We start from the raw sequence: 26,773 nt of genomic DNA on the forward strand, positions 1-26,773 counted from the left end.
TCGCTTCCCACTGCGGGAAGCGGGCCCCTCGTCCCGACTAACGCTGGCGTCTGCGCAGCAGCGCGGCCATGCCCACGAGCAGGGCCCACGCGCCCGCCGCGCCCACGGGAGACGCGCCGCAGCCGCCGCAGCCCACGTCCAACGCGGTGGGGCCACGCACCTCGAAGGAGGTGTCCGGAGACCGGGGGCCCGGCGTTCCCGCCTCCCCGTTGAGCGAGTACGCCGCCACGGCATGCGCCCCCGAAGCGAGCGCGCTGTCAGCGGGCACGACGTGACGGAACGCGCCCGTCGAGTCAGCGACCACGGTGGCCACGCGGGTGCCATCGACCTCGAGCGCCACGGAGGCACCGGCCTGCGAGACACCCGCGAACAACGGCGTCGGGTCCACCAGCTCGCCCTCGGCGGGCACCACCAGCACGGGCATCTCGCGAGTGACCACCGTGCCGCCGTCACCTCCGGAGCCCGCGTCCGGACCGGGCGTTCCCGAGTCCCCGGCGTCCCCCGCGTCCGGCACCGTCGTGCCCGCGTCATCATCCTCCTGGACGACCTCGAAGACGGTGTTGGGAGAGTCGGGACCGAAGTCGTCAGCGCCGTGTCCATGCGCGTTGACGCGGTGGGGACCTGGGGCCAGCGGCGCGTCCGCGGGAATCTGGTAGCGGAAGCGGCCAAAGCCATCCGCTGGGACGATGACCTCGTCGCGATTGTCCACGTAGATGCCCACCGTCAGCGCATTGGGTGCCACGCCCGCGATGTACGGCGTGGGTCCCATCACCTCGCCAGCCTCGGGCACGACGATGATGGGCTGGGGAATCACGGGGGCTGCGGCGACGGTGAAGCTCACGGCCGCGGGCCGGCTGTAGGCACCCAGGCCATCGGACACGGCTGTGACGGTGTGAGCGCCCGCGGACAGGGGAGGAAGCGGATCGTCAACCTCGGCGTCGAAGCTGCCGTCGGTGCTCGTCGTCACCTGGGCAATCTCCACGCCGTCCACGGAGATGACGACGCGCAGGCCCGGGTCCGCCACGCCTTCGATGCGCGGCCTCGCTGACACATCCACCGCATTCGCGAGCGGCAGGGTGATGGTCGGTGTGGCGGGTGTGGCGTACCCATAGTTGAACACCCTCACGTCGCCGCCCCCTCCAACGCCCGCGCCATGCGTGGGCCCATGGGCACCAGCGCTGGCGGTCGTCGTCCCTGCGGAGCCTCCCGAGGACCCCACGGAACACGACACGGGCGTGCCATTCAACAACACAGAGCCACCCGCGCCGCCGCCTCCCGGCCCGAGCTGGAAGGACGCGGCGAGCACGTTGCCCCCACTGCCGCCTCGCACCTCGACCTGGCCGCAGTTCAACGCGGCGGAGGTCCTCACGATGACGGAGCCGCCAGCGCCTCCACCTCCGGCGCCGTCCTCGCCATTCGCCGCCAACGCGGCATCACCATTGGCGGAGATGCGGCCCGTGCCCGAGATGTTGGCCGCCCGGACGAACACCACGCCACCGCCCGTTCCTCCCGAGGTCCCCACGGCGTTGTCGCCTTCACCCGCGCCGCCACCGCCGCCAAAGAGGAGGGCCTCCACGGTGGAGTAATCCATCAACGTGCCACCCAGACCGCCCACGTCGCGCGAGCCATCCAGGAAGGAGGAGCGTCCGCCCGTTCCACCGAAGCCCCGGTGCCCGCCGCCTCCGCCGCCCGCGTTGTTGCAGTTGCCGCCGCCGCCAGCGTTGACCAGATTGCCGCGCCCGGAGGCCGAGCCGAAGCGCGACACCACCACGCCCTCGCCCTTGTGGGAGCCGCCCAGGGTGGTGGAGAGGTCGCCACCCTCGCAGAGCGTGCGGGAGGTGTTGTTGGTGAAGGTCCCACCTCGGAAGCCCGCGCCGTCGGCTCGGATGGCGCCGTTGTTGATCAACGCGCCCGAGGCGAGGAAGGCCAGGATGCCCCCGCTGTTCCCATCCCAAGCAGGCGGCACGAGCGAGCCGGCCGCCGTCACGTTGACGCTGCCGTACTCGGGCACCGTCACGACCTGCGCGCCCGGGGAGGTGTAGGAGTACATGAGCGGCGCGCTGAGCTGGAGCACCGTCGGGCTGCCGACCACCACCGAGGACACGCGCGCCAGCTCCCAGCGCCCCACGTTCCCGGGGCTCGTCTGGCCCGTGCTGCCAGAGGGAGTGCTGGCCGGGAAGCCCATCGTCTGGTGCACCAGCACCAGGCCCCCCGTCGGAGGCGCCGTGGAGGTATCCACCGAGACCGAGGTCTCACCGCGCCGCGCGCCGGACGGCAGCCTCATCGCGCTGTTGATGATGGTGCGCGCGGTGTTGACGGTGAGGGCGCCGTTGCGACCGTTGCCGAGACCGAAGGAGTCCGGCTCGGCCAGGACGGCGGAGGACCACAGCAGCAGGAGCGGCAGGCAGGGCGCGAAACGCATGTGCCCCCATGCTGCCCCAGAACCTGGGGCTCCCGCGAGAGCGGGCGGGGTCCTATCCGCCGTCAGTCGACCGGACGCGTCAGGGCCCGCGCGTTGCGGGGGGCGAAGAAGGGCTGGCGCACGAGGCGCGGCAGGGTGCGCTTGTCGACGCACCAGAGCTGGAGCGCGTCCTCCCAATCGCCCAGCTCGGCGATGGCGCGCACGTCGGCGGCGTCGCGGTAGAGGTCATTGAGGTTGTGGACGAGGACGGAGAGGTCCTCCACCTCCCAGCGCTCGGTGACGTCGCCGGCCTGGACGTGCAGTTCGAGGACGGGGCGCTCGCGGACGTCCACGACCTTGAGGTTGCGAGCCGCGCCGCCCATGGCCAGGGTGAGCGGCCCCATGAGCTCATCGGGGCGGACGCCGTAGGCGACGGAGAGGCCGCTGACGAGCAGTCCCGCGTCACACAGGCGCAGCAGGGAGACGTGGGGTGGCTCGCCACGGGGGAGCAGCTCCGTGGCGGCGTCGCGGTCCTTGAGGAGCCGCTCTCGGGTGAGCACGTCGAGCAGGGAGGACATGAGGGCGACAAGCCTATCGCTCCTCGCCGCTCCAGTAGTCCACCTCGGCGGAGAGGGGCAGGACGGTGTACAGGGTTCGCGCGGCCTTGTCGCCACCTGGCGCGGAGCCCGCGGTGACACAGACCTTCTTCGAGTCCGGGTACACCATGACGTCCGGCTCCACCATGGTGGAGAAGGCGAGGTAGCGGAGCGTCTCGGTGCCGTCGTTGACGAGCTGGTGCGCGCCGGTGGGGCCCACGGGGAGGGCCACGTAGTCACCAGCCTCCACGGGCAGCGTGGTGTCACCCAGGCGCAGACGGCCTGTGCCGGAGAGGATGAAGTACGCCTCTTCGTTGGCCAGGTGGAAGTGGAGCGGGAAGGCGTGCTTGCCGGGAGCCAGCTCCATCAGGCTGCACCCGAGCTTCTGTCCCTTCGCGGCGGCACCGAGCTGCTTGCGCCGGTACGACACGCGAGGGCCCTGCGTGACTTCGGTCCACGGGAGCGTGGGCTCGTGGACGAGGTGGGGATGTGAGGACATGGGGTGTGCTCCAGGTTCAGGGACGCGTGGCGATGAGGACGAAGACGCGGTGAGGGATGTCGAGCGCGTCGTGAGGGAAGCGCTCGGCGAGGAGTCGAGCATGGGCGACGTCGAAGCGCTCCACGTCCTCGGGAGGCAGGGTGGCGCCGACCATGGCGCTGGCGCGGGAGCGTCCTCGCCAGGACTCGTGGGTGTAGGGCAGGAGTACGTCGAAGGAGAACGTCTCCAGGGGCGTGAAGCCCGCGTCGGTGACATCACGAAGCCACTGTGGATAGAGGCCGACGCCGCAGCCGAAGCGAGCGTGGTCAGGAGGGTTGGGATTGAAGGCATCCATGAGGGCCTCGGTAGCCTCGACGACGTTGCCGGGCATGGATGTCCAGTCCAGGTGCGCGATGACGAGCTTGCCGCCAGGGACGAGAAGGCGAGCGGCCTCGCGAGCCGCGGCGGGACGGTCGAACCAGTGCCAGCACTGACCTGCTGTCACCAGGTCGAACGAATCGGAAGGCAGTCCCGTGGACTCGGCGGGGGCCTCACGTGAGTCGATGGACAGCCCTGCCTCGGAGGCGAGCTGACGTCCGGCCGCGAGCATGGACGCGGACACATCGAGCGCGGTGACCGAGCAACCGTGCCGCGCGAGTCCTCGTGCGACAGTGCCAGTACCGGAGCCGACGTCCACGGCACGGAGTCCATGGCGGAGGACATTCTCTCGGACCAGACGGGTGAAGAAGGCGTCCGGGAATCCCCGGCGATGTTTCGAGTAGTCCTCGGACGTGCGACCAAAGTCGACGACAGGCATGACAGTGCTCCTCTCGCGTCGTTCCGAGTGTCGTGCGAGCCGAAGGGCTCACATCGACAAGGGAATCGAGTCGAGTCGACAATGCGTGTTCAGGAGGTTGCGGAGATATGAGTAGACGCAAGGGTGGACGCTCTCAATCTCGATTCGACCATCGACCCGAGGAGCAGCTCGTCACCGCGGTGGAGGCGGCGACGCTCCTGGGGGTGAAGCGGGCGACGCTGTACACGTACGTGAGCCGGGGGCTCGTGCGCTGCGTTCCCGAACCGGGGACGAAGGAGAACCGCTATGTGCGCTCGGATTTGGAGCGCTTGAAGACGCGGCATGACGCACGTGCGGGGCACGCGGCGGTGGCCTCGGGTGCGCTGCGTTGGGGAGAGCCGGTCATCGACTCGTCCGTGTCCCAGGTGGGCGCGGAGGGGCTGGCGTACCGGGGACACTCGGCGGTGGCGCTGGCGATGGAGGGGCGGAGTCTCGAAGCGGTGGCGGAGCTGCTGTGGACGGGGAGGCTCCCGGAGCAGGACCCGCGATGGGAGAGCGAGGAGCCACCCTTTCCGCCGTCGGAGCTGGCGAGGATGCTGCCGCGAGACACTCCTCCGGTGGCGGCGCTGGCCGCGTTGGTGCCATTGCTGGCGGCCAGAGACGCGGTGCGCTTCGCCGCGCCGCCCGAGCAAGAGAAAGCCCGAGCGAGACGGCTGCTACGTCAGTTGGCGGCGTGGGTGAGCGTGGCGCGTGCGCCAGGACGCGTGGCGCGCGCGCTGCGAGCGGAGACGGTGGCCGAGTCACTGGCGCTGGCGTGGGACTGCAAGGTGAAGCGAGCACCGGAGCTGCTCAATCGCGCGCTGGTGCTGTGCGCGGACCATGAGCTGAACGTGTCGACCTTCACGGCGCGGGTGACGGCGTCATCGGGAGCGGACCTGTACGCATGCCTGTGCGCGGCGCTGGGAGCACTGTCGGGGCCGAAGCATGGCGGGGCCTGTGACAGGGTGGAGGCATTGCTGACAGAGGTGGGGAAGCCGGAGCGAGCGGCGGCCGTGGTGCGAGAGAGGTTGCGCCGTGGCGAGTCGGTGCCCGGCTTCGGCCACCAGCTGTATCCCGACGGAGACCCGAGGTCGCCGCCCATCCTGGAGGCGGCAAGAGAGGTCCGGCCTGAGGCGCCAAGGGTCAAAGTGGCAAGAGCGGTCCAGGAGGCGATGACAGAAGCGGGACACCCAGCGCCGTCGGTGGACCTGGGACTGGTGATGCTGGCGGAGGCGCTGGGACTGCCTCCAGGAGCGGCGGCGACGATCTTCGCAGTGGGACGCGCGGCGGGCTGGGTCGCACACATCTTGGAGCAAAGGGAACAAGGCCACCTGCTCCGCCCCAGGGCCCGCTATGTGCAGTCACCTCGGGGATGACCTCCCGCCCTACTCGTGATGATGAGCGAACCCAGATGTTTGAAGCGGAGAGCCTGAGATGAGGCCTCTGCACATCGTGGTGGCCTTCATCACCTTCGCGGCCTGCTTGGTCCTGTCGTGGCCCTACTGGATATTCGTTTCCCGAACCGACACAGGCGTCCCCCGTGGCTTCTATGCCTGCGGCCCATTTGAAGCAGAGGGCACACTGCGTGTTCGGCATTGCATCATCGGTGTGGACGGAATCATCCTGCGCGATGAGCGCTCGCCGAGCGGTCGGACTGAACGCATCTGGTATTTGAATGCGAATTTCAATACAGAATACACCAGGGAGGTCATCAACCCATGAGTTCTATGGGATTGATGAACAAAGCCAGGGATGTCACCTTCCCGCCACCCCGCGAACTCCCAGGTTGGCCGCGCGCGCCGCACGGTAGACACTGTCCCCGTGGACCCACGACGCGCCTATCCTCGATTCGCCATCGCCTCCCTCTTGGGCAACGTCGCCTTCCTCGCCTCCTGGGGTGTCGTGCTCTCACGCCCCTCCGGCTGGCTCGTGGTCGGCCCCATCCTCCTGGCCCTCTTCCTCATCTTCCGAGTGGGCGGCATGTGGCTCTACGCCCGCCAGCAGCCTGAAGGCAGCGAGCGCATCCGCCGCGCCGCCATCTTCACCACCGTGCTCGCCCTCGTCGGCGTCGGCCTCTGGGTCGTCACCGCCATTCGTGGCCCCCGCATCAGCTTCTAGAGCCACCGCTCCCAGAAACGCCTCGCGGGCGCTCCCAGAAGGCCCCAAGGCCCTCCAGAACGCGCCCGCGCGGTACATCCCAGCTCGCGGCCTCAAGGGGCCGCGTCAGCCCGTCACACGTTGAAGCGGAAGTGCATGCAGTCGCCGTCCTTCACGACGTACTCCTTGCCCTCCATCCGCAGCATGCCCTTCTCCTTCACCGCGGACTCACTGCCCAGCTTCACCAGGTCCTCCCAGCGCATCACCTCGGCCTTGATGAAGCCGCGCTCGAAGTCCGAGTGGATGACGCCCGCCGCCTGCGGCGCCGTGTAACCCTTGTGAATCGTCCAGGCGCGGCACTCCTGCTCGCCCACCGTGAAGTACGTCCACAGGCCCAACAGCGTGTAGCCCGCCCGCACCACCTTGTGCAGACCCGGCTCCGTCAGTCCCGCGCTCTCCAGGAAGCCCGGACGCTCGGCCTCGGGGAGCTGCTGGATTTCCGACTCCAGCGCCGCCGCGAGCACCACCACGTCGAAGCCCTCCTTCGCGGCCATCTCCTTCACCGCCGCGACGTGCTTGTTGGCGTCTTCCTTCCCAATCTCGCCCTCGCCGATGTTCGCCACATACAACACCGGCTTGTCCGTCAGGAGGAACAGGTCGTGGATGACGGCCTTCTCGTCCTCGGTCAGCTTCTGAGCCCGCACGGTGATGGCGGAATCCAGCCCGGCCTTCACGCGGTCCAGCAGGGCGACTTCGGCCTTGGCCTCGTCACCGGCCTTGCCGCCCATCTTCGTGTTCTTCAAGGAGCGCTCGCGGCGCTTCTCCACCGTCTCCAGGTCCTTGAGGCACAGCTCCGTGTCGACCACGTCCCGGTCCCTCACCGGATTCACCCCGCCCTCGACGTGGGTGACGTTGTCGTCCTCGAAGCAGCGCAGCACGTGCAGCACCGCGTCCACCTGGCGGATGTTGCCCAGGAACTGGTTGCCCAGGCCTTCGCCCTTGGAGGCACCGCGCACCAGGCCGGCGATGTCCACGAACTCCAGCGACGTGGGGATTTTCTTCAGCGGCTTGATGAGCTCGGAGAGCTTGTCCAGCCGCTCGTCCGGCACGGGCACCACGCCCACGTTGGGCTCGATGGTGCAGAAAGGGTAGTTGGCCGCCTGCGCGCCCGCGGCCGACAGCGCGTTGAACAGGGTGGACTTGCCCACGTTGGGCAGCCCGACGATTCCGATGGATAGCGCCATGGTGATTCCCTGGAACACGCGCGCCGGGGGGCGCGCTTCCCCGAACTAGGCCGACCGGCGGACGCCGGCGTTGCCGGAGCCGCTCAGCGGAAGGCCCTTCACGAACTGCTCGGCCAGCGCGCGCTGCTTGCTGTCGTCCATGCGCTCGCCGATGAGCTTGCCAGCCACTTCCATGGCCAGGTCCACCGCCATGGCGCGGACCTCGGCGATGGCCTTCGTCTTCTGCTCGTCGATTTCACGACGCGCGCTCAGCTTCAGCTCCTCCGCCTCCTTGCGGCTCTTCGCCATCAGCTCCTCGCGGAACTTCTCCATCTCCTGCTGGTTGCGGCGGGTCTCCTCGGCGGCCTGACGGCGGGCCTCGGAGATGGCCGTCTTCTGGTCGGCCAGCAGCTTCTCCGCCTCGGCGCGCTCACGCTTGGCGCTCTCGATGGCGGCCGAAATCTGCTTCTCGCGCTCCTCGACCAGCTGGAGGATGGGTCCCCACGCCTTCGCCTTCAGGACGAAGAACACGATGACGAAGGTGACGAGGGTCCAGAAGATGAGGCCCGGCTGGACGCTCACGAGGCTGCTGGCGGCGAAAACGGAGGGCAGGAACATGGTGGCGCGTCCGGCGTGAGGGAGGAGACGGCGAGGGCTTCAGGGTGAAACAGCCCGGAAGAGGCACCGGCGCCCGCGATGTGACCCGCGAGCACCGGCGCTTCCAGGCACCTGCGTTGAAACTAGGCGGTCTTGGTCGCCAGCAGGATGCAGACAACCAGCGCGAACAGCGTGGCGCCTTCGATGAGGGCCGCGGCGATGATCATCGTGGTGCGGATGTCGCCACCGGCGGCGGGCTGACGGCCCGTGGCGTCCATGGCGGCGGCGGCGAGCTTACCGATGCCGAGGGCGGCGCCGATGATGGAGAGGCCGGCGCCGAGGCCGGCGGCGAGGAAGGCGAGAGCGAGGTTGGTCATGGCGGTGCTTCTCTTTTCTAGCGAAGGACCCACTTGTGGGGGGGTCGTGATTCCCTTCAGGACTACCTCTGACGGCCTTTCGAACCGCCAGGTCTTCTACGCGGGGAGCGCCCTACCGCTGGCGCCCCGCTAACTTGTCTCAGGCGTGCGCCTTGCCGTGGTCGTGGCTGGGACCCAGCTCCGAGTGGCCGTGGCCGTGGTCATCCGCGTGGCCGTGGTCGTCGTGGTGATGGCCCGTGGCCACCGCCATGCCGATGAACAGCGCCGACAGCAGCGTGAAGACGTACGCCTGCACGAAGGCCACGAACAGCTCCAGCAGGTAGATGGCGAACGCGAAGGGCACGCTCACCACCGCGACCGCCGGATGGCCGAGGATGAAGATGAGGCCGATGAGGAAGAAGAGGACGATGTGGCCCGCCAGCATGTTGGCGAACAGACGCATCGTGAGGGCGAAGGGCTTGGAGATGAGGCCCAGGATTTCGACAGGGACCATGATGATCCACAGCGACCAGTGCACGCCGCCCGTCAGGTGCTTCAGGTAGCCGCCCAGGCCCGCCGCGCGGATGCCCGCCGCCTGCGTCACGACGAAGGTGCACAGCGCCAGGCCGCACGTGACGGCCAGGTTGCCGGTGGCAGTGGCCATCCAGGGCACCAGGCCCAGCAGGTTCATGAAGAGGATGAAGAAGAACGCGGTCAGCAGATACGGCACGTAGCGCGGGCCGTCCTCCTTGCCGATGTTCTTGATGGCCATCTCGTCACGAACGAAGAGCACCAGCATCTCGATGAGGTTGGCGCCCGTACCGCGCGGCACCAGCTTCGTCTTGTCGCGGCTGCTCCAGATGAAGATGGTCGCGAGCAGCAGCAGCGCCGCCAGCCACATCATCACCGTGTGCTTGGTGATGGAGAGGTCCAGGCAGCCGCCCATCAGGCCCGACCAGCCGGAGGGAGCCACCAGCCCGTGGTCCGTCATCACCGGCTCGCAGCTGCCGATGCGCAGCGGCGGAATCGCGCCCAGGTGGATGGGCTGGCTGAGCGGAACCTCGAGCTCGAAGTCGTTGGTGTCCGCGACGTGGTGGAGGATGTAGTCCGGCACGCTCGGCTCGTTACCCTCGCCGTGGCCTCCGGACGCCGAAGCCCACGCCGTGGCCACGAACAGACAGGTGAACAGCACCATTGCCTTGCGCATCACTCGTCTCCGCCCGCCGCGCTTTTGGACGCGGCCATCACGTAGCTGACTTCAATCCATTGCAGCGCGAAGTAGACGCCAAAGAAGCCGGCGATGAACGGCACCGGCTGCATCCCTCGCGAAATCATCCCCAAGAGCCCCACCAACACCGCCACCGCCCGCAGGCCGAAGACCACCGCCACCACCTTCATGGCCGCCTTCAGGTCTTGCTTCACCGCCCGCCGCTTCAACAACAGCGCCACCACGCCCGTCACCACCGCCAGCCCCACACCCCACAGCGCCGACACCCGGTCTTCCACCACCGTCGGCAACAACCCGGCCACGGCCACGCCCACCACCGCCACCCCGGCCGCCAGCCCCGCGTGGGAGCCGAAGGGGTCCTTCTCCTCGCCCTGCCCCGTCACTTCCGCTTCCCCAGTCGGGCCATCTCCCGGAGGAATCCGTAGAAGCCCACGCAGATACCCAGCAGGCTCAACCCCAGGAGCAGCCACGGCGCCGTTCCCAGCTTCTTGTCCAGCCAGTAGCCGCCCAGCACGCCCACCACCGCCCCGCCCACCAGCTTCCAGACCGCCGAGACGTAGGGCTCGGCCGCCCTCATGTGGCGAGCCATCGACCCCAGCTCGCTGCCGTCCGAACCGACCTTCTCTCGCGGCTCTTGCTCCGCCATTCGGACGCCTCCCCAAACCCTGGGAAACCCTCGGATTTCCCACGCCACCCAGATCCAACCCCGTCACACGCGGGCGCCGCTTAACACCGAATGAGCGAGACGTGCAACCGCTACAGTGTCCCGGCACGGGCCGCCGCCAGCGGGGGTTGCGGCACCGGGTAGCGCAGCTATCACCTCCAGAGCGGGAGCCGGCCCTTTTCACGAGGTTCACCGAGGGCCCGCCCGCCCCGCCCCCCTGGTGCCCGGCGCTCCAGCGGCTGGGGTGTCGCTCATCCGCGCCGGGGGTGCGCGTCGCCAGCTTGCTCCTATCCCGATTCTCGGAGGACCCCATGCCCAAGCCCCTCGTGCTGACGTCCCCCCGTTTCAAGGACGGGGACCTCATCCCCATTGCCTTCACCGGCGAGGGCGAGGACACCGCCCCACCCTTGCACTGGGAGAACCCACCCGCCGGGACGAAGAGCCTGGCGCTCATCGTCGAGGACCCGGACGCCCCGGACCCCAAGCGCCCCCAGCGCATCTTCTGCCACCAGGTCCTCTACAACATCCCCCCGGGCGCCCAGGCGCTGCCGGAGGGGGCCCAGGTGGACGTGCTGCCCCCCGGGACGCGGGTGGGGCTCAATGACTTCGGCCACCAGGCCTACGGAGGCCCCAACCCTCCCGTCGGCCGGCACCGCTACTTCTTCCGGCTGTACGCGCTGGACGTCGTGCTGCCGAACCTGGGCCGGCCCACCCGGACGGATTTGCTGAAGGCCATGGACGGCCACATCCTCGGCCAGGCGGACCTCATCGGCCTGTACGAGCGGATCCACCACCGGGCCTCCGAGCAGAAGCCTGGCGCGTCGGCCTGAGGCCGCGGGCGTCACCGCCTACTCGCCAGGTCCCCTGACGAGCGCATGGCCTGACATGTGGGCTGTGCCCTCGTTCCGGGCCCGCCCGCATCATTTCCTGTCATCACCCGCATCCCGTGTCACGCGTCGCAAACCCTGACATGTACGTGTCGCGAGGTAAGGGGAAACCGCGAGTCGTTGGCCTCGTCTGTGGTCTGGTCATCGAAGCGCCAGGGTGCCCACTTCTCGCCCCTTGCATGCGGTGGAAGAGTCGCGAGTGCCGTGACTCCATCCATCCGAGGCGGGGCCCCCTATGGCTCCTTCGACGAAATGTCCGTGGGCGTGTGCGTCATCCGCGAACGCCGCTTCGTGTATGTGAATGATGCGCTGGGCATCCTGGTGGGGCACCCGCGCGAGTTCATCGTGGGTCGACCGGCGACGCTCCTCCTGACGGAGTCGAGCGTGACGGAAGTGATGGAGCAGCAGTCGCGCCGCCTGCGCGGCGAGTCGGTGTCCAGCACCTATGAGGCGGCGCTTCGCACGGCGACGGGAGAACGACAGGTGGAGATGACCATCATTCCCAGCGGGCCCGACTGGGTCGCGCTGGTGCGCGACGTCACGTCCCGAGGCCTGCGACGCAGCGTGCTCCAGCGGCTGGCGGAGCTGGGCGCGGGGTTGCCCGCCCTTCGCACCGAGGGCGAGGTGCTGCGGCGGGTGTTCTCCGGGCTCGAGGAGCTGGGGCTGGCCTTCGCGTGGCTGTCTCCGGAGAGTGAGGGCGTGCGACTGGGGCAGACGTTCGTCCCCGTGGCGATGGTGCCCGCGGACGCGCGGGTGATGAGCGGACGGTGGGTGCGGGACGTGGTGGGCCGCTGGCCGTCCCTGCTGTTCCGGGCGTGGAAGGAGGGCTCGGCCTACTCGAGTGACTTGTCGATGGAGGTGGCCCAGTTCCTCGACGGCGCCCAGGCGGACGAGGCCCGGAGCACGCTGATCCGGGCCGGGACGGCGCACACCATCGCCGTGCGCATCGACGTGGAGGGCCGCCCCCGCGCGATGCTGGCGTTGGCGGGGGAGTGGCTGCGTGAAGAGGAGATGGCGCCAGTGCGGCTGTTCGGCGCACAGGTGTCCGCAGCGCTCGATGCGGCGCTCACCATCTCCCGATTGTCCGCGCAGAACACTGCGCTGGCGGCGCTCAACCGGCTGGCCTCGGAGGCGGCGTCCGCGCCCCACCCGCGCGCCTTCTTCGGGCCGGGCACGGAGGAAATCGTCGGACTGGTGGCCTGCGACGCGGTGACCATCCTGCTCCCTCAAGAGAGCCAGATGGAGCTGGCCTACGCGCGCGGCATGGACCTGGAGGATGCGGACACGGACCACTTCGCCCGGCTGTGGTTGTCGGGTGGATTGTGCAACCAGGCCCAGCAGGAAGGCGCGCCGCTGGTGGTGGACGTGGACGACTGCCCGGAGGGGCTGCGCGAGGACTTGAGACAGCGCGGCTTCCAGACGCTGGTCATCATCCCCCTGCGCGTGCGCTCCCGAGGCGTGGGCACGCTCAGCATCCTCTTTCGTGAGCCCCGGCACCTCACCCCGCTGGAGCTGGAGACGTTGCAGGCGATGGGCACCCACTTCGCGGCGGCCATCGAGACCCATCGACTGTTGCAGGAGCTGCGCGGACGCGCGGAGGACATGGCGCTGCTGCACGAGGTGGCTCGGGCCCTGGCCACCACGCTGGAGCTGGACAAGCTGCTGGCCACGGGTGTCACCAGCCTCGCCCGCATCATCGACACACCGGATGCGTATGTGCTCATGCCCAACTCCACGGGCGAGTGGCTGGAGGTCCGCGCGGTGAGCGGCAGTCATCCGGAGTTGCTCGGGCGCTGCCTGCCCGCGGGCGCCCCGGACGCGACCGCCACCGGGCTGGCCTTCCTCACGCGCGAGCTGGTGATGGTGGAGGACGCCATCACCGACGTCCGGGTGGACCAGGAGCTGCGAGACAGCTCCTCCGCGCTGGCGTTCCTGGTGCTGCCCCTCGTCGTGAGGGACCGGCCCGTCGGCGTCATGGTGGCCACGGAGACGCGGCGCACCCGACGCTTCTCGCCGGCGGAAGTCGAGCGGGCGAGCGCCATCGCCAACCAGCTCGCGCTGGCGTTGGAGGGCGCGCGGCTGGTGGAGGACCTGAAGGACAGCTACGTGGAGCTGGCACGGACGCAGGAGCAGCTCGTGCGTCGCGAGCGACTGGCCGCGCTGGGTGAGCTGTCCGCCGTGGTGGCCCACGAGGTGCGAAACCCCCTGGGCGCCATCTTCAACTCGGTGGCCTCCATCCGCAGAATCATCGGTCCGGGCAGTCCCGCCGAGCCGCTGGTGGACATCGTCGCGGAGGAAGCGGACCGCCTCAACCGCATCGTCGCGGACCTGCTCACCTTCGCGCGGCCTCCCGCGCCCCATCCCCATCCGGTGCCCCTGGCGCCGCTGGTGGAGGACGCGGTGCGCGGGGCGCTCGCGGAGTCACCCGGCGCGGTCCGCGTGGAGCTGGACTTGGAGGAGGACGTCCCGCCCGTGACGGTGGACGAGCGGATGATGCGGCAGGCGTTCCTCAACCTGGCCATCAACGCGATGCAGGCCATGCCGCAGGGAGGCCGGCTGAGGGCCGCGGTGCGACGTGCCGCGGGCTCGCCCGAGGTGATGGTGGAGTTCAGCGACACAGGCCCGGGTATCACCGCCGAGGTGCGTGCGCGCATCTTCGAGCCCTTCTTCACCACCAAGGCCAAGGGCACCGGCCTGGGGCTCGCCGTGGTGAAGCGCATCATCGAGTCTCATCAGGGACACCTCACCCTCGACTCCCAGCCTGGCACCGGCACGTGCTTCCGCCTCTACCTGCCCCTGGCTCCGCCCGCCTCCACGCGCCCGCTGATCGCCGTTCCGTGACGCCTCCACCTCGTTCAGCAGGAGCCCCTTGATGCCACGCCGCATCCGCATCCTCGCCGTGCTGCTCTGTCTGGGGAGTCTCCCCGCCCACGCGTGGTGGGAGCGCGAGCCGCGCACGTACCTGCGACTGGTGGGCGAGCTGGGGTTCCTCGACGTGCTGTCACACACCCTGCGGCAAGGCCAGGACGGCACCATCTTCCGGTACACGGAGGACGGCGGACAGGACAACCTCTACACCTTCTACCGGGTGTCGGCGGAGCTGACGCTAGGCGGACGCCACACGGTGGGCTTCCTCTTCCAGCCGCTGCAAATCGACACGCAGGTGGTGCTGCGGCGCGACGTGCGCATCGACGCGCTCACCTTCCCGTCCGGCACACCGCTGAACGTGAGCTACGGCTTCCCGTTCTACCGGGCCAGCTACCTGTATGACCTGCTCGGCGGCGAGAGGCACGAGCTGTCCGTGGGTGTGTCATTGCAGCTTCGTAACGCGAACTTCGTCTTCACCTCGGCGGATGGAACCCTGCGGCGGGCCACGCGCGACGTGGGGCCCGTGCCGCTGCTCAAGGTGCGCGGGAGGTGGGGGCTGGGTGAGCGCTGGTGGTTGGGATTGGAGGCGGACGGGAGCTATGCGCCCGCGGCCATCATCAACGGGGATGACGACTCCGACACCACGGGCGCACTGCTGGATGCGTCAGTGCGCGGTGGGTTGAAAATCACCAAGCAGGTGGAGGCGTTCCTCAACCTGCGCTACCTGGGCGGCGGCGCCCGCGGCGTGTCGGATGACAACGAGGATGAGTTCGGAGACGGCTTCACCAGCAATTGGATCAGCACCGCCACGGTGAGCCTGGGCTTCAGCTACCAACTGGTCGTGGACGACTGAGTCAGCGCCACATCGTGAACCAGGCCACGAGGAGCCCCAGCAGGGACGCTCCCGTGAACAGCGCGACGGCGAGCCAGACGCGAGGGCCCTGGAGCCATCCGCCCGAAGAGATTTCGGGCTCCACGATTTGGGCTTCGCCTTCACCGGTGATGGCTCGCACCAGCTCTCGCCGACGGGCCTCGATGGCCTCCGTCGCCACGGTCCCCGAGATGTCGATGCCGAAGCCCACCTGCGTCTCACGTGGGGCGCGCCGGGGTGCGTGTCTCGCCATGGCGGGCGTCACCGTGTCCTCGGCGCCCATCGGGAAGAGGGACTCGCGGGTGCCACCGGTGGCTCGCGTGGAGGCCGCCTGCTCGATGGCCACGAGGACCTTCGCCGCATCCAGGGCCTCGGTCGATTCGACAGGGGTCGCGACTCTCGACGCGCGAGTCGACTCCGCGAGGAAGGCTCCGTATTGCGCCGTCTTCGAGGCGATGTCTTCCGCGTTGAGGGGCACCGTCGCCGACGGGTCCTCGACGCCGGGGAATGGGAGGTCCACGCGTGGGGGCACACCTACCGCGGTGGGCTCGTCCTCGTCGGAGCTTGCCCAACCACCCGCGCGCGTCGGCTCATCGTCGCCAGGGCCCTGTGCTCCGCCCGCTACATGCGTCGGTTCATCTTCGCCCGGACCTCGCCCACCAGCCACCTGCGTCGGCTCATCCTCACCAGGGCCGCGTCCACCAGCCGTGCGCGTCGGCTCATCCTCACCGGGGCCGCGTCCACCCGCCGTGCGCGTCGGCTCATCGTCGCCCGGGCCGCGTCCACCAGCCACCTGCGTCTGCTCGTCCTCACCCGGGCCGCTTCCACCACCCACGCGCGTCGGCTCGTCATCCGTCGCGGGTCGCGGGGCGACCTGGGCCCGCTCGAACGGGACGAAGTCATCCGGCGTGTAGATGGCATTGTGCTCGAACGCGAGCGCCGTCGGCGGCGTGAGCGTGGCGACGAGCTCCGGCTCGGTGTGCGTGCGCTTCGCCTCCTCGCGCAGCAGCTCCTCGAGCAGCGTCTCCTCCGCCTTCTTCTCGCGCGGGAAGACCATCGCGAGCAGCCTCGCGAGCTCCGCATCCCCCACGCCCGGCGTGAGCTTCGCCTTCAGCCGCGCCAGCTCCGCGCCCATGGCCGCCGCGTCAGGGAAGCGATTCGCCGGCTCCGCCGTCAGCGCCTTCATCAGGAACGCATCCACGCTCGACGGCAGCCCCGGCCGATGCTTCCCCGCGTTCTCCCACTGCGGATACGCCGCGCGCCGCCAGCGCTCAACCGGGTCTCCCCGCTGCGACAGCGGCTTCCACGCGAACAGCTCCCACAGCAACACGCCCACCGCGTACACATCCGCGCGACGGTCCACGAAGCGCTTCCGCGCCTGCTCCGGCGACATGTACGTCAGATTCCCAATCACCACCCGGGGCGCCGTCTGCTGCTCCTTCAGCGTGGACTGCGCCGCGCCGAAGTCGATGATCTTCACCTCACCCGCGTAGCTGATACACACATTGGCCGGTGACAAATCCCGGTGCACCAGATGCAACGCGTGCCCTTCTGCATCCGTGGCATCGTGCGCATAGGCCAATCCCTCACACAGCCGCTCGCCCAGATGCAGGATGATGCCCAAGGGCATCATCCGCCCCAGCTGTCGCAGCCGATACGAGAGCCGGCTCAGCGTCTTGCCGCGCACATACTCCATGGAGAGATAGAGCTGCCCCTCCACCTCGCCCATCGCATACACGCGGGCGATGTTCGGATGCGTCAGCCGCACCACCACCCGGGCCTCGTCCCGGAAGCGTCCGACGAACTGCGGGCTCTCCATCAACTGGGGGAGGACCTTCTTCACCACACACGCGCGACGAGGAGCCTCTTCGCGCGCGAGGAAGACCTCCCCCATCCCCCCGGCGCCAATGCGGCGCACCAGGGTATAGGGACCGAAGCGGACGGGCCCCTCGAGGGGCGCCGGCTCAACCGGTCTGGCCAAGCGAGCGGAAGGCCTTTCTCGCCGCTCCGAGCACGTGCGCCACCTCCGCCTCGCCGATGGCCAGCGAGACGAAGGCCGCTTCGTACTGGCTCGGCGGCAGGTACACGCCCGCGTCCAACATGGCGTGGAAGAAGCGTCCGAAGCGCACCGTGTCCGACGTCTTCGCGCTCGTGTAGTCGAACACCGGCTCGGCCGTGAAGAACACCGTCAGCATGCTGCCCACGCGGTTGACGGTGACGGGCACATGGGCGGCCTTCGCCTCCGCGATGAAGCCCTCCTCCAGCATGCGGCTCACCTGCTCCAGCCGCGCGTACGTGCCCGGCGCCGCCAGCGCCTTGAGACACGCCAGCCCCGCCGCCACCGCCACCGGGTTCCCGGACAGCGTGCCGGACTGATACACCGGCCCCGCGGGCGCCACCTTCCGCATGATGTCCGCGCGACCGCCATAGGCACCCAGCGGCATGCCGCCGCCAATCACCTTGGCCATCGTCGTCAGGTCCGGCTTCAGCCCGTACACCTCCTGCGCTCCACCGCGCGCCAGCCGGAAGCCCGTCATCACTTCGTCCAGCACCAGCAGCACGCCGTGCTTCTGGCAGAGCGCCTGGAGGCCCTCGAGGTAGCCGGGCTTGGGCACCAGCACGCCCATGTTGCCCACCACCGGCTCGATGATGGCGCAGGCGATGTCCTGCCCCTTCTCCACGAAGATGCGCTCCACCGCCGCCAGGTCGTTGTACGGCGCGGTGAGCGTGAGCTTCGCCAGCGCGGCCGGCACGCCCGGCGAGTCCGGCAGGCCCAGCGTCTCCACGCCGCTGCCCGCCTTCACCAGGAACGGGTCTCCCGCGCCGTGGAAGCAGCCCTCGAACTTCAGGATGTGCTCGCGACCGGTGAAGCCGCGTGCCACGCGGATGGCGGCCACCGTGGCCTCCGTGCCGCTGGACACCAGCCGCACCATCTCCACCGCGGGCATCGTCCCGCAGATGAGCTCCGCGAACTCCACCTCGCCCGCGTGCGGCGCACCGAAGGACGAGCCGCGTCGGGCCGCGTCGATGATGGCCTCCACGATGGGCGGGTAGGCGTGGCCGAGGATGAGCGGCCCCCAGCTCCCCACCAGGTCGACGTAGCGGTTGCCGTCCACGTCGGTGAGCCAGGCTCCAGAGCCCTCACGGAAGAAGACAGGGTCCCCTCCGACGCCACGGAAGGCGCGCACCGGAGAGTTCACTCCACCCGGGATGCGCGCCTGCGCGCGGGCGAAAAGGGCCTGACTGTGAGCGTGATTCATGTCGCGTTCCATAGCACGCGCAGCGGTGTCTCCCGCCTCTCCTCTCGCCTGCCCCCATGCTCGCCGCTTCTCCGTCCTGTCGAGTGCCGGTTATGGACACGTCGCGTTGAGACGTCGGCCACGTATCCCTGGAAAATCACACCAGGACGCACATCCGGACGCGGCCGGGGCATCATGGCCCTGGACCCAGGAGACTCCCATGGACTTCAAGACGGCGGACCTGTGTGACACCCACTCGGGCACGGCCCACTTCCAGGTCGCCGAGCCCGGCTTCATCGACTACGGCGGGCGGACCACGTTCTCCGGGCTCATCAGCACCGTGCGCGCGCCGGAGGACAACTCGCTCGTCCGCAAGGCCCTGGAGGAGCCGGGCTCGGGGCGCGTCCTCGTGGTGGATGGCGGCGGCAGCCGTCGCTGCGCGCTGGTGGGCGACCAGCTCGCGCTGCTCGCGCAGCAGAACGGCTGGGCGGGCATCATCGTGAATGGCTGCATCCGTGATTCAGAGGAAGTGGGCCGCACGGCCATCGGCGTGAAGGCCCTGGGCACGCACCCGCTCAAGAGCTCCAAGCGCAACGAAGGTCAGCGCGACGCGGAGGTGCGCTTCGCGGGCGTCATCTTCAAGCCCGGTCATCGCATCTACGCGGACGCGGACGGCATCGTCACCTCGGAGTCCGCGCTGGACTGAGTCCACGCGCTCCGAGGCCAGATGAGGGCCACGGCGTCCTGGCCACCCGAGGCCAGAAAGGCTCCGTCCTCCGAGAACGCCAGCGCGCCGACCGCGCGGGCATGCCCTTCGAGCGTGGCGAGGAGCTTCCCCTCGCGGTGCCACACCCTCACGCGGCCCGCGATGTCACCCGTGGCAATGAACAGTCCGTCAGGCGAACACGTCACGGCGAACGTGGGGTCGGGGACCTCCAGCCGGACCTGACGATGCGGAGACTCCAGCTCCACCAGGAGCACGGTCCCGTATTCCTTCTGGAGCACGAGCCACTTGTCATCCGGCGTGAGCGCACGAAAGCGATTCCCCTTCGACACATGAACCGAGGACAGGCACTCATCCTTCTTCAGGTCCACCAGTCGCAGCTCGACGGTGTTCTTCGCGAACGGCGGACAGCCGCGCGAGATGACGCCGAGCCGCCCCGACCGGGACAGCGCACACAGCTCCAGGTCCTCCGGCGCGAGGTCCATCCACCACAGCGCCCGTCCGGTCCGCGTGTCGATGACGCGCAACCAGCGATGCTCGAACAAGCTCTCTCGCTCCGCCACCATCCCCATGTCGTCGGACCAGACCGTCGACGAGTGCTCGGAGCAGCTCTCCTGCAGCTCCACGTCAGCCCCTCCGAGCAGGACGCTCAGTCGCTTGCCGTCATGCTGGGGCAACAACGCGAACGCGCGTCCGCCCTTCACACGGACGGAGGGCCAACCCGGCGACAACGACTCACGACCGACCTCCCGACCCGAGTCGCGGTCCCACACCCGGACCGTGCCATCCAATGACGACGTGAGCAGGTGCCTCCCGTCGGAGGAGAAGGTGAGCTGGTCCACATCGTGGCGATGCGCGGGCCCCAACACGTCGCGCCGGGTCTGGAGGTCCACCAGCAGGAGGGCCCAGGTCTCCCGCCGCGCGAACGAAGCCCACCGACCATCGGGGGAGATGGCGAAACGCCACCCAGCGCAACCATACAAGCTCTGCAGCCACACCCACTCATCCAGCGCCTCGCCGCGAGTGAAGAGCAACCGTTGATTCAGGATGCGCACCTGACGACCATCGGGAAGCAACTGACTCGCGCTGCTGAACGAGCTCTGCCCGACCTCGTCCACACACACACCCGTCCGGGCATCATACGTGCGCAGGATGCGCTTCAACCCGTACCTCGTCTGCTTGCACCGGATGAACGCGCCATCTGGCGTGAAGCACACCCAGGGCGGCGAACACTCGGCGTCCCCCTCGACGGACCAGCGCGGGCTCCAGTCCGCCGTATCGAAGACAGACAACCGCAGGGGCTCGTTGCTGTTCTCCAACACCAACAGGCTGCCGCCATCTGGCGAGAACACCAGCGACTCCGCCGCACCAAAACCGGCTTCGAGCTGGACGCGATGGACTTCTTCACCCCGCTCCAGGTCGAACACGACGAAGCTCGCCGGCTGCTGGGTGCCGGCGAGCAGGGTCCGCCCGTCCAGCGAGAGCGCGAGGCTGCGAACCGCCTGGCCCAGCCCTCCCCAGCACCGCAGCTCGGCGCCGCTGCGCGCGTCCCACAACCTCACCGTGCCCCCATCGCTCGCGGTGACGATGCGCTCGTCCGGAAGGTAGAGCACGGCGTTCACCGCCTGCGAGTCCCCCCGGAGCGCGAGCAACTCACGGCCGTCCTCCAGGTTCCACACCCGGGCCGTCGAATCTCCCACCGTCACCAGTCTGCGTGAGTCCGCGGAGAAGGCCTGCGCCACCACGCCTCGTGGAAAACCCTCAGGGCCCGGTGCGTGCCAGAAGCGCACGGTGCCACAGCGACTGTGTGCCTGCTCCGGGAGAGGGTCACCGAAAGCGTCGAGTCGGGGAAAATTCCGTTCGGGTAGCGGCATGCGGGGCGCCCCCAGCGACGCGCGACCTTCAGGCACCTGACAACCTTCCCATGGCGCCGCATTTCCCTGGCGCAATGTGTCATCACCCGAAACATTTTCGCCGTGCGAAACACAATCAAGACAACCTTCCAGGACGTTCCGCCCTGCGAAATCCAGCCATCGAATTACGGGTGACTGTCTTTCCTCTTCGAAGGGAGTGTGGCTACTGTGCCGCCACGATTCTGACGGGGAGAGTGCGATGCAACGACTCGTGGTCGGACTCCTGGCGACAGCTTTCTGTTTGATGGCATGCAAGAAGGAAGAGGCTTCGACACCCACGTCGGAAGGCGCACAGGCGCATCCCGTGGCGGCACCCGATATCAAGACAGACAAGGGCGTCGACCTGGAGAAGAAGGTCGTCTACATCGGCGCGCTCAATGACGAGAGCGGCCCTGGCGCCGCCATCGGCAAGCCCTTCGCCGCGGGGAAGCGGCTGCTCGCCCAGCAGGTGAACGCGGGTGACTCGGGGCTCCTGCCGCCCGGCTGGCGCGTCGAACTGGTTGAGCGAGACCACGCCTACAACCCGCAGAACGCCGTGCAGGCGTACAGCGACATCCACGACCGCGTGCTGTTCCTGGGCACCAGCTTCGGCACGCCCAACACGCTGCCCTTGCGCGACAAGATGACGGCGGACAACCTGGTCGCCTTCCCCGCGTCACAGTCCTCGGAGATGGCGCGGCACCAGTACACGCCGCCCATTGGCGCCTCCTACAAGATGGAGGCGATGCGCGCCATGGACTGGGCCGTGGAGCACGCGGGCGGCGCGGACAAGGTGAAGGCCGCCATCGTCGCGCAGGGTGACGACTACGGGAAGGACGGCCTGGACGGCTGGAGCGAGGCCGCGAAGCACCACGGCGTCACCATCGTCTCGCAGCAGAGCGTCGCGCCGGGACAGAAGGACTTCGCCGCCATCATCACCGCGCTCAAGCAGTCCGGCGCCAACTACGTGCTGCTCACGGTGCTGCCCAGCGCCTCGGGGCCCATCCTGGGCACGGCGGCGCAGCTCAAGTACCAGCCCACCTGGGTGGGCCAGACGCCCGCGTGGGTGGACCGCTTCTTCGACCCGAAGGTCATCCCCGCCGCCGTCTTCGCCAACTTCTACTGGGCCACGGGGCTCACCTTCTGGGGCGACGACGTGCCCGGCATGAAGGACTTCCTCGCCCTGGTCGCCAGGTACCCCAACACGCCGAAGGACTTCTACACGCTGTCCTCCTATGTCCAGGGCCGCGTGCAAATCGAGGCGCTCAAGGCCGCCATCGAGTCCAAGGACGTCACGCGCGCCGGCTACCTCAAGGCGCTCAAGGGCATCACCCGCACCACGGCGGGCGGCATGACGGTGGAGCCGGTGGACCTGTCCCGGTTCCCCTACGAGACGTCCGTCGGCGCGCGGGTCCTCAAGCCCGTGCTCGACCAGGGGAGCTGGAGCGTCGTCGCGGGCTTCGCGCCGCCGAAGGCGCTGGGGGCTCCTGCCGCCAAGGCCGCCGATGACAGCAAGTAGTCCGCCCCTGCTGCGCGTGCAGAACCTCCAGGTCGTCTACCACTCGGCGGTGCGAGCCCTCCGGGGCATCACCCTGGAGGTTCCCCACCAGGGTGTGGTGGCCCTCCTCGGGCCCAACGGCGCGGGGAAGTCCACCGCGCTGCGCGCCATCAGCGGTCTGCTCGACATGCACGACGGCGCCATCACCCAGGGCAAGGTGGAGCTGTCCGGACAGAGCCTGCTGTCCCTGCCCGCCGACGGGCGCGTGCACGCGGGCGTGGTGCAGGTGCTCGAGGGTCGCCGCATCCTCGGCGAGATGTCGGTGGAGGAGAATCTCCTCGCGGGCGGCTTCGGCATGGGCGCCCAGGCACGCAAGGAGTTGGTCGAGTCCGCCTTCACGCGCTTCCCCGTGCTGCGCGAAAGGCGGCGACAGAAGGCCGGCTATCTCTCCGGTGGAGAGCAGCAGCTCCTGGCCATCTGTCGGGGACTGATGCGACGGCCCAAGGTGCTGCTCCTGGACGAGCCCTTCCTGGGCCTGTCCCCCAAGGCCGTGGGCGAGGTGTCGGAGCTGATTCAGCGCATCAGCGCCGAGGGAGTCGCGGTGCTGCTCGTCGAACAGAACGCGCACGTCGCGCTGACGCTGGCCAGCCACGGCTACGTGCTGGAGACGGGCAAGGTGGTGCTGGACGGCCCCGCCAACAAGCTGCGCGAGGACCCCGACGTGCAGGAGTTCTACCTGGGCTTCGGACGCGAGGGGCAGCGCGGCTACCACGAGCTGAAGCGGTATCGCCGCAAGCGGCGCTGGCTTTCGTGAAGGGTGAGGAATGGCACTGCTGGAGCTCGACAACGTGGGCCTCTCCTTCTCCGGGCTGCGGGCACTGGATGGCGTCTCCTTCGCCATCGAGGCCGGCGCGCTGCACGCCGTGATTGGCCCCAATGGCGCGGGCAAGAGCAGCCTCTTCAACTGCGTCAGCGGCATCCATCGCCACATGGAGGGCCGCGTGCGGCTGGAAGGACAGGCGCTCACCGGCCTGGAGCCGCCGGAGATTGCTCGGCGTGGCGTTGCGCGGATGTTCCAGAACCTGGCCCTCTTCGAGCACCTCACGGTGCTGGAGAACCTGCTCCTCGGCCGTCACCCGAAGTACCGCACGGGACTGTTGCGCAACCTGTTCTGGACGCGAGGCGCGCGCGCGGAGGAGGTCCGCCACCGCGAGAAGGCCGAGGAGGTCATCGACTTCCTCAACCTGGAGCACTACCGGTGGATGCCCATCTCGGTGTTGCCCTACGGCATCCGCAAGCGCGTGGAGCTGGGCCGCGCGCTGTGCATGGAGCCGAAGCTGCTGCTGCTGGATGAGCCCACGGCGGGGCTCAATCAAGAGGAGACAGAGGACATGGCGAACCACCTGCTCGACATCCGTCACGAGCTGGGGGTGACGCAGGTGCTCATCGGTCACGAGCTGCGCTTCGTGATGGACCTGGCCACGCAGGTGACGGTGCTGGACCGGGGCCGGGTCATCGCGAACGGGCCTCCTTCGGCGCTGCGCGAGGACACGCGAGTGCTGAGCGCGTACGTGGGCGGGACGGTGGCGGCATGAACGCGGCGCTTCCCCTGAGCCTGCCGGGCCAGCTCTTCCTGCGCGCGGAGCAGCACCCGCACGCGGTGGCCATCCGCGAGAAGCGCCTGGGCATCTGGAACGAGCTGTCCTTCCAGGGCTACCTGGAGCGCGTCGGCTGGGCGGCGCGGATGTTGTGGGAGCTGGGCGTGCGCGCCGGTGACTCGGTGGCCATCCTCAGCGACAACCGGCCGGAGTGGTTGTTCGCGGACCTGGGCACGCAGGCGCTCGGCGCGCGCACCGTCGGCATCTACCAGACGAATCCGCCCGCGGACGTGGCCTACATCCTCAACGACGCTCGGTGCCTCGTCGTCCTCTGCGAGGACCAGGAGCAATACGACAAGGTCGCCACCGTCGCCGCCGAGACGCCCTCTGTCCAGCACGTGCTCGTCGTCGAGCCGCGTGGGCTGCGCGGCGTGGAGGACTCCCGGTTGCGCACGTGGGAGCGCTTCCTCGACGAAGGCCGCGCGCTGCTGGAGCGCGAGCCGGGCTGGCTTCGTGAGCAGCTCGCGCGACGCACGCCCGACGAGGCTGCCATGGTCATCTACACGTCGGGGACCACGGGGGCGCCGAAGGGCGCGCTCGTCTCCAGCCGCAACATGCTGGAGGGCTCGGCGACCTTCACCTCGCAGCTCGGGCTGGGCCAGGACGACAGCGTCGTCTCGTACCTGCCGCTGTGCCACGTCGCGGAGAAGCTGTTCAGCCTGCTGCTGCCGCTGGTCGTCGGAGGGAAGGTCCACTTCGGTGAAGCCCTGGAGACGGTGCAGAGCGATGTGGCCGAGGTCTCCCCCACCGTGTTCCTGGGCGTGCCGCGCATCTGGGAGAAGATGCACGCGGTGGTGATGGTGAAGATGCGCGACGCCTCGTGGCTCAAGCGCACTCTCTTCGACACCTTCACCCGGCTGGGCTCGAAGATTCGAGAGCGGGAGCGCACCGGTCAGCGCCGCTGGTCAGACTCGCTCGTGTGGCGTGTCGGGGACCTGCTCGTCTACCGGCCGCTCCAGGAGCGCCTGGGCTTGCGGCGCTGTCGCTTCCCCATCTCCGGCGCGGCGCCCATCTCTCCGGAGCTGCTCGCCTGGTACGACAGCATCGGCGTCCGCATCTACGAGGGCTACGGACAGACGGAGAGCGCGGGCACCAGTCACCTCAACATCCCGGGCGCCACGCGGCTGGGCACCGTCGGGCGCACCGTGCCGGGCGTGGAGTGTCGGCTCGCGGAGGACGGCGAGGTGCTCGTCCGCGGGGCCAACGTGTTCCTCGGCTACCTCAACAAGCCGGAGGCCACCGCCGAGGTATGTGACTCGGAGGGCTGGCTGCACACGGGGGATTTGGGTGAGGTCGACGCGGACGGATATCTGCGCATCACCGGTCGCAAGCGCGAAATCCTCATCACCTCCGGCGGAAAGAACCTGTCGCCCGAGCGCATCCAGAACGCGCTGAAGAACAGTCCGTACATCAAGGAGGCGGTGGCCATTGGCGACCGTCGCGCCTTCGTCACCGCGCTGGTGCAGGTGGACCCGGAGACGGTCGCGGACTGGGCCCTGCGCCGCAAGATTGCCTTCACCTCATACACGGACCTCACGCTGCGGCCCGAGGTGCGCAAGCTCATCGAGGACGAAGTCGCGCGCGCCAATGAAGGGCTCGCGCGAGTCGAGCAGGTGCGCGCCTTCCGGCTGCTCGCCCGCGAGATGACCCAGGACGCGGGCGAGGTGACGGCCTCCCTCAAGGTGCGCCGCAAGGCGGTGCTCGAGCTGCATTCAGCGCTGGTGGAAGAGATGTACGCAAGGACACGCGAATGACGCAGTTGCTCCAGCTCAGCATCTCGGGACTGGCGCTCGGGGCGAGCTACGCGCTCATCGCCCTGGGCTTCTCGGTCGTCTACCGAGCCTCCCGCCTCTTCAACTTCGCGCACGGCGAGCTGCTCAGCCTGGGCGCGTTCCTGATGACGGCGCTCGTCGAGGTGATGCCGTGGTGGCTGGCGCTCGCCGCCTCCGCGTGCCTCACCGGTGGACTGGCCGCGCTCCTGGAGCGCACCGTCCTGCGGCGCATGGTGGGACGGCCCGTCTTCACCACCATCATCCTGACGCTGTTCCTGGGCCTGCTCCTGCGCGCGGGCATCGTCATCGCCTTCGGCACCGACACGCGCGGCATGCCGACGCCGTGGGACGCCATGGCCGAAGTCCAGGTGGGCAACGCCACCGTGCTCTTGTCCTCGCTCATCTCGCTGGGCGCGACGAGCCTGGTGCTCTTCGGAATGCATGCGCTGGTGCAGCGCACGCCGATGGGCGTGGCGATGCGCGCGGCCAGCGAGAATCAGGAAGTGGCGCTGGTGCTGGGCATCCCCGTGGGCCGGGTGCTCGCCTTCACCTGGTTCCTGGCGGGAGCAACGGCAGCGGTGGCCGGCATCTTCCTGGGGATGTTCCCGCGCTCGGTGGACTCCAACCTGGGCTACGTGGCGCTGCGCGCCTTCCCGGCCATCATCGTCGGAGGACTGGAGTCGGTGGTGGGCGCGGTGGTCGCCGCGTTCATGCTGGGGCTGCTGGAGGTGCTGTCCCAGGCCTACGTGAATCCGCACCTGGGCGCCTTCGGTCACAACTTCCACGCCGTCTTCCCCTACGCCGCGATGATTCTCTTCCTGGTCCTGCGTCCGCGCGGACTCTGGGGCGAGCACGAGGTGCGCCGCGTCTAGGCGCGCCGCGAGACGAC

25 protein-coding genes are annotated in these 26,773 nt (G+C 69.0%); 12 read left to right on the forward strand and 13 right to left on the reverse strand.

What is annotated here, in order from left to right; translation table 11 throughout:
* Positions 1-37: 37 nt before the first annotated feature.
* The 4 genes from agmC to ACN469_RS01055 all read right to left on the reverse strand — a co-directional run bounded on the left by agmC (position 38) and on the right by ACN469_RS01055 (position 4,292).
* Positions 38-2,422, reverse strand: coding sequence for an adventurous gliding motility protein AgmC (agmC, locus tag ACN469_RS01040; protein WP_498763220.1), 2,385 nt, complete (start codon positions 2,420-2,422; stop codon positions 38-40).
* Between the two features lie 62 nt (positions 2,423-2,484).
* Positions 2,485-2,979 carry a hypothetical protein gene (locus ACN469_RS01045; protein ID WP_498763222.1) on the reverse strand — a complete coding sequence of 165 codons (495 nt, stop codon included), beginning with the start codon at positions 2,977-2,979 and terminating at the stop codon, positions 2,485-2,487.
* A gap of 13 nt (positions 2,980-2,992) precedes the next feature.
* Positions 2,993-3,496 carry a cupin domain-containing protein gene (locus tag ACN469_RS01050; RefSeq protein WP_498763224.1) on the reverse strand — a complete coding sequence of 168 codons (504 nt, stop codon included), beginning with the start codon at positions 3,494-3,496 and terminating at the stop codon, positions 2,993-2,995.
* Between the two features lie 16 nt (positions 3,497-3,512).
* Positions 3,513-4,292: a class I SAM-dependent methyltransferase gene (locus ACN469_RS01055; protein ID WP_498763226.1), complete on the reverse strand. Its 780-nt coding sequence runs from the start codon at positions 4,290-4,292 to the stop codon at positions 3,513-3,515.
* Between the two features lie 107 nt (positions 4,293-4,399).
* On the opposite strand from ACN469_RS01055, the gene ACN469_RS01060 reads away from it, so the two are divergent.
* The 3 genes from ACN469_RS01060 to ACN469_RS01070 all read left to right on the forward strand — a co-directional run bounded on the left by ACN469_RS01060 (position 4,400) and on the right by ACN469_RS01070 (position 6,428).
* Positions 4,400-5,686 carry a citrate/2-methylcitrate synthase gene (locus ACN469_RS01060; RefSeq protein WP_498763228.1) on the forward strand — a complete coding sequence of 429 codons (1,287 nt, stop codon included), beginning with the start codon at positions 4,400-4,402 and terminating at the stop codon, positions 5,684-5,686.
* Positions 5,687-5,762: 76 nt separating this feature from the next.
* Positions 5,763-6,032, forward strand: a complete 270-nt coding sequence (locus ACN469_RS01065) for a hypothetical protein (RefSeq protein WP_498763230.1) — start codon at positions 5,763-5,765, stop codon at positions 6,030-6,032.
* A 99-nt stretch (positions 6,033-6,131) separates the two neighbouring features.
* Complete coding sequence (locus ACN469_RS01070; protein WP_498763232.1) at positions 6,132-6,428, forward strand: hypothetical protein; 297 nt, start codon at positions 6,132-6,134, stop codon at positions 6,426-6,428.
* Positions 6,429-6,541: 113 nt separating this feature from the next.
* On the opposite strand, the gene ychF is transcribed toward ACN469_RS01070, so the two are convergent.
* From ychF to ACN469_RS01100, 6 genes are all read right to left on the reverse strand, one after another.
* Positions 6,542-7,651, reverse strand: a complete 1,110-nt coding sequence (gene ychF / locus ACN469_RS01075; RefSeq protein WP_163863742.1) for a redox-regulated ATPase YchF — start codon at positions 7,649-7,651, stop codon at positions 6,542-6,544.
* 45 nt (positions 7,652-7,696) lie between these two features.
* Positions 7,697-8,248, reverse strand: coding sequence for a F0F1 ATP synthase subunit B (gene atpF, locus ACN469_RS01080; protein WP_498763234.1), 552 nt, complete (start codon positions 8,246-8,248; stop codon positions 7,697-7,699).
* 122 nt (positions 8,249-8,370) lie between these two features.
* Complete coding sequence (locus ACN469_RS01085; protein ID WP_163863744.1) at positions 8,371-8,604, reverse strand: ATP synthase F0 subunit C; 234 nt, start codon at positions 8,602-8,604, stop codon at positions 8,371-8,373.
* Between the two features lie 139 nt (positions 8,605-8,743).
* Positions 8,744-9,790: a F0F1 ATP synthase subunit A gene (gene atpB / locus ACN469_RS01090; protein ID WP_498763236.1), complete on the reverse strand. Its 1,047-nt coding sequence runs from the start codon at positions 9,788-9,790 to the stop codon at positions 8,744-8,746.
* The gene (locus tag ACN469_RS01095) at positions 9,790-10,194 is read right to left on the reverse strand and encodes a hypothetical protein (RefSeq protein ID WP_498763238.1); all 405 of its coding nucleotides are present in this window, start codon (positions 10,192-10,194) and stop codon (positions 9,790-9,792) included. The genes atpB and ACN469_RS01095 overlap by 1 nt, the downstream gene beginning before the upstream one ends.
* On the reverse strand, positions 10,191-10,457 hold the full coding sequence (locus ACN469_RS01100; protein WP_498763240.1) for an AtpZ/AtpI family protein: 267 nt from the start codon (positions 10,455-10,457) through the stop codon (positions 10,191-10,193). Before ACN469_RS01100 ends, ACN469_RS01095 begins: the two co-directional genes overlap by 4 nt.
* Before the next feature lie 329 nt (positions 10,458-10,786).
* Between ACN469_RS01100 and ACN469_RS01105 the strand changes: the two genes are divergently transcribed.
* The 3 genes from ACN469_RS01105 (at position 10,787) to ACN469_RS01115 (ending at position 15,083) form a co-directional block, all read left to right on the forward strand.
* Complete coding sequence (locus ACN469_RS01105; protein ID WP_498763242.1) at positions 10,787-11,305, forward strand: YbhB/YbcL family Raf kinase inhibitor-like protein; 519 nt, start codon at positions 10,787-10,789, stop codon at positions 11,303-11,305.
* 261 nt (positions 11,306-11,566) lie between these two features.
* The gene (locus ACN469_RS01110) at positions 11,567-14,203 is read left to right on the forward strand and encodes an ATP-binding protein (protein WP_498763244.1); all 2,637 of its coding nucleotides are present in this window, start codon (positions 11,567-11,569) and stop codon (positions 14,201-14,203) included.
* Positions 14,204-14,234: 31 nt separating this feature from the next.
* Positions 14,235-15,083, forward strand: a complete 849-nt coding sequence (locus ACN469_RS01115) for a hypothetical protein (protein WP_498763246.1) — start codon at positions 14,235-14,237, stop codon at positions 15,081-15,083.
* Between the two features lies 1 nt (position 15,084).
* Here the strand turns inward: ACN469_RS01115 and ACN469_RS01120 are convergent, their stop codons facing one another.
* Complete coding sequence (locus tag ACN469_RS01120; RefSeq protein WP_498763248.1) at positions 15,085-17,082, reverse strand: serine/threonine protein kinase; 1,998 nt, start codon at positions 17,080-17,082, stop codon at positions 15,085-15,087.
* Entirely contained in the window at positions 17,066-18,361 is a 1,296-nt protein-coding gene (gene hemL, locus ACN469_RS01125; protein WP_498763250.1) for a glutamate-1-semialdehyde 2,1-aminomutase, read from the reverse strand. The genes ACN469_RS01120 and hemL overlap by 17 nt, the downstream gene beginning before the upstream one ends.
* A gap of 199 nt (positions 18,362-18,560) precedes the next feature.
* Here hemL and rraA point away from each other — a divergent pair, with 199 nt between their 5' ends.
* A complete protein-coding gene (gene rraA, locus ACN469_RS01130) occupies positions 18,561-19,046 on the forward strand; it encodes a ribonuclease E activity regulator RraA (RefSeq protein ID WP_498763252.1) in 486 nt (161 codons plus the stop codon).
* Here the strand turns inward: rraA and ACN469_RS01135 are convergent.
* The gene (locus ACN469_RS01135) at positions 18,998-20,806 is read right to left on the reverse strand and encodes a WD40 repeat domain-containing protein (RefSeq protein WP_498763254.1); all 1,809 of its coding nucleotides are present in this window, start codon (positions 20,804-20,806) and stop codon (positions 18,998-19,000) included. The two genes, rraA and ACN469_RS01135, sit on opposite strands and share 49 nt — an antisense overlap.
* 370 nt (positions 20,807-21,176) lie before the next feature.
* Here ACN469_RS01135 and ACN469_RS01140 point away from each other — a divergent pair, with 370 nt between their 5' ends.
* From ACN469_RS01140 to ACN469_RS01160, 5 genes are read left to right on the forward strand one after another with little or no spacing between them, the layout of a single operon-like run.
* Entirely contained in the window at positions 21,177-22,475 is a 1,299-nt protein-coding gene (locus tag ACN469_RS01140) for an ABC transporter substrate-binding protein (RefSeq protein ID WP_498763256.1), read from the forward strand.
* Positions 22,462-23,268, forward strand: a complete 807-nt coding sequence (locus ACN469_RS01145) for an ABC transporter ATP-binding protein (protein WP_498763258.1) — start codon at positions 22,462-22,464, stop codon at positions 23,266-23,268. Before ACN469_RS01140 ends, ACN469_RS01145 begins: the two co-directional genes overlap by 14 nt.
* Before the next feature lie 10 nt (positions 23,269-23,278).
* Positions 23,279-24,049: an ABC transporter ATP-binding protein gene (locus tag ACN469_RS01150; RefSeq protein ID WP_498763260.1), complete on the forward strand. Its 771-nt coding sequence runs from the start codon at positions 23,279-23,281 to the stop codon at positions 24,047-24,049.
* On the forward strand, positions 24,046-25,866 hold the full coding sequence (locus tag ACN469_RS01155) for an AMP-dependent synthetase/ligase (RefSeq protein WP_498763262.1): 1,821 nt from the start codon (positions 24,046-24,048) through the stop codon (positions 25,864-25,866). The genes ACN469_RS01150 and ACN469_RS01155 overlap by 4 nt, the downstream gene beginning before the upstream one ends.
* The gene (locus ACN469_RS01160) at positions 25,863-26,756 is read left to right on the forward strand and encodes a branched-chain amino acid ABC transporter permease (protein ID WP_498763264.1); all 894 of its coding nucleotides are present in this window, start codon (positions 25,863-25,865) and stop codon (positions 26,754-26,756) included. Before ACN469_RS01155 ends, ACN469_RS01160 begins: the two co-directional genes overlap by 4 nt.
* Positions 26,757-26,773: the final 17 nt, after the last annotated feature.

Origin of the sequence: Corallococcus terminator (assembly GCF_049194865.1) — a bacterium.
Classification (GTDB): Bacteria; Myxococcota; Myxococcia; order Myxococcales; family Myxococcaceae; genus Myxococcus; species Myxococcus terminator_A.

Bases quoted from the DNA above. Each gene is read 5' to 3' on its own strand.
- agmC (WP_498763220.1), bottom strand. From the start codon at position 2,422: ATGCGTTTCGCGCCCTGCCTGCCGCTCCTGCTGCTGTGGTCCTCCGCC.
- ACN469_RS01045 (WP_498763222.1), bottom strand. From the start codon at position 2,979: ATGTCCTCCCTGCTCGACGTGCTCACCCGAGAGCGGCTCCTCAAGGAC.
- ACN469_RS01050 (WP_498763224.1), bottom strand. From the start codon at position 3,496: ATGTCCTCACATCCCCACCTCGTCCACGAGCCCACGCTCCCGTGGACC.
- ACN469_RS01055 (WP_498763226.1), bottom strand. From the start codon at position 4,292: ATGCCTGTCGTCGACTTTGGTCGCACGTCCGAGGACTACTCGAAACAT.
- ACN469_RS01060 (WP_498763228.1), top strand. From the start codon at position 4,400: ATGAGTAGACGCAAGGGTGGACGCTCTCAATCTCGATTCGACCATCGA.
- ychF (WP_163863742.1), bottom strand. From the start codon at position 7,651: ATGGCGCTATCCATCGGAATCGTCGGGCTGCCCAACGTGGGCAAGTCC.
- atpF (WP_498763234.1), bottom strand. From the start codon at position 8,248: ATGTTCCTGCCCTCCGTTTTCGCCGCCAGCAGCCTCGTGAGCGTCCAG.
- ACN469_RS01085 (WP_163863744.1), bottom strand. From the start codon at position 8,604: ATGACCAACCTCGCTCTCGCCTTCCTCGCCGCCGGCCTCGGCGCCGGC.
- atpB (WP_498763236.1), bottom strand. From the start codon at position 9,790: ATGCGCAAGGCAATGGTGCTGTTCACCTGTCTGTTCGTGGCCACGGCG.
- ACN469_RS01100 (WP_498763240.1), bottom strand. From the start codon at position 10,457: ATGGCGGAGCAAGAGCCGCGAGAGAAGGTCGGTTCGGACGGCAGCGAG.
- ACN469_RS01105 (WP_498763242.1), top strand. From the start codon at position 10,787: ATGCCCAAGCCCCTCGTGCTGACGTCCCCCCGTTTCAAGGACGGGGAC.
- ACN469_RS01115 (WP_498763246.1), top strand. From the start codon at position 14,235: ATGCCACGCCGCATCCGCATCCTCGCCGTGCTGCTCTGTCTGGGGAGT.
- hemL (WP_498763250.1), bottom strand. From the start codon at position 18,361: ATGAATCACGCTCACAGTCAGGCCCTTTTCGCCCGCGCGCAGGCGCGC.
- rraA (WP_498763252.1), top strand. From the start codon at position 18,561: ATGGACTTCAAGACGGCGGACCTGTGTGACACCCACTCGGGCACGGCC.
- ACN469_RS01140 (WP_498763256.1), top strand. From the start codon at position 21,177: ATGCAACGACTCGTGGTCGGACTCCTGGCGACAGCTTTCTGTTTGATG.
- ACN469_RS01145 (WP_498763258.1), top strand. From the start codon at position 22,462: ATGACAGCAAGTAGTCCGCCCCTGCTGCGCGTGCAGAACCTCCAGGTC.
- ACN469_RS01150 (WP_498763260.1), top strand. From the start codon at position 23,279: ATGGCACTGCTGGAGCTCGACAACGTGGGCCTCTCCTTCTCCGGGCTG.
- ACN469_RS01155 (WP_498763262.1), top strand. From the start codon at position 24,046: ATGAACGCGGCGCTTCCCCTGAGCCTGCCGGGCCAGCTCTTCCTGCGC.
- ACN469_RS01160 (WP_498763264.1), top strand. From the start codon at position 25,863: ATGACGCAGTTGCTCCAGCTCAGCATCTCGGGACTGGCGCTCGGGGCG.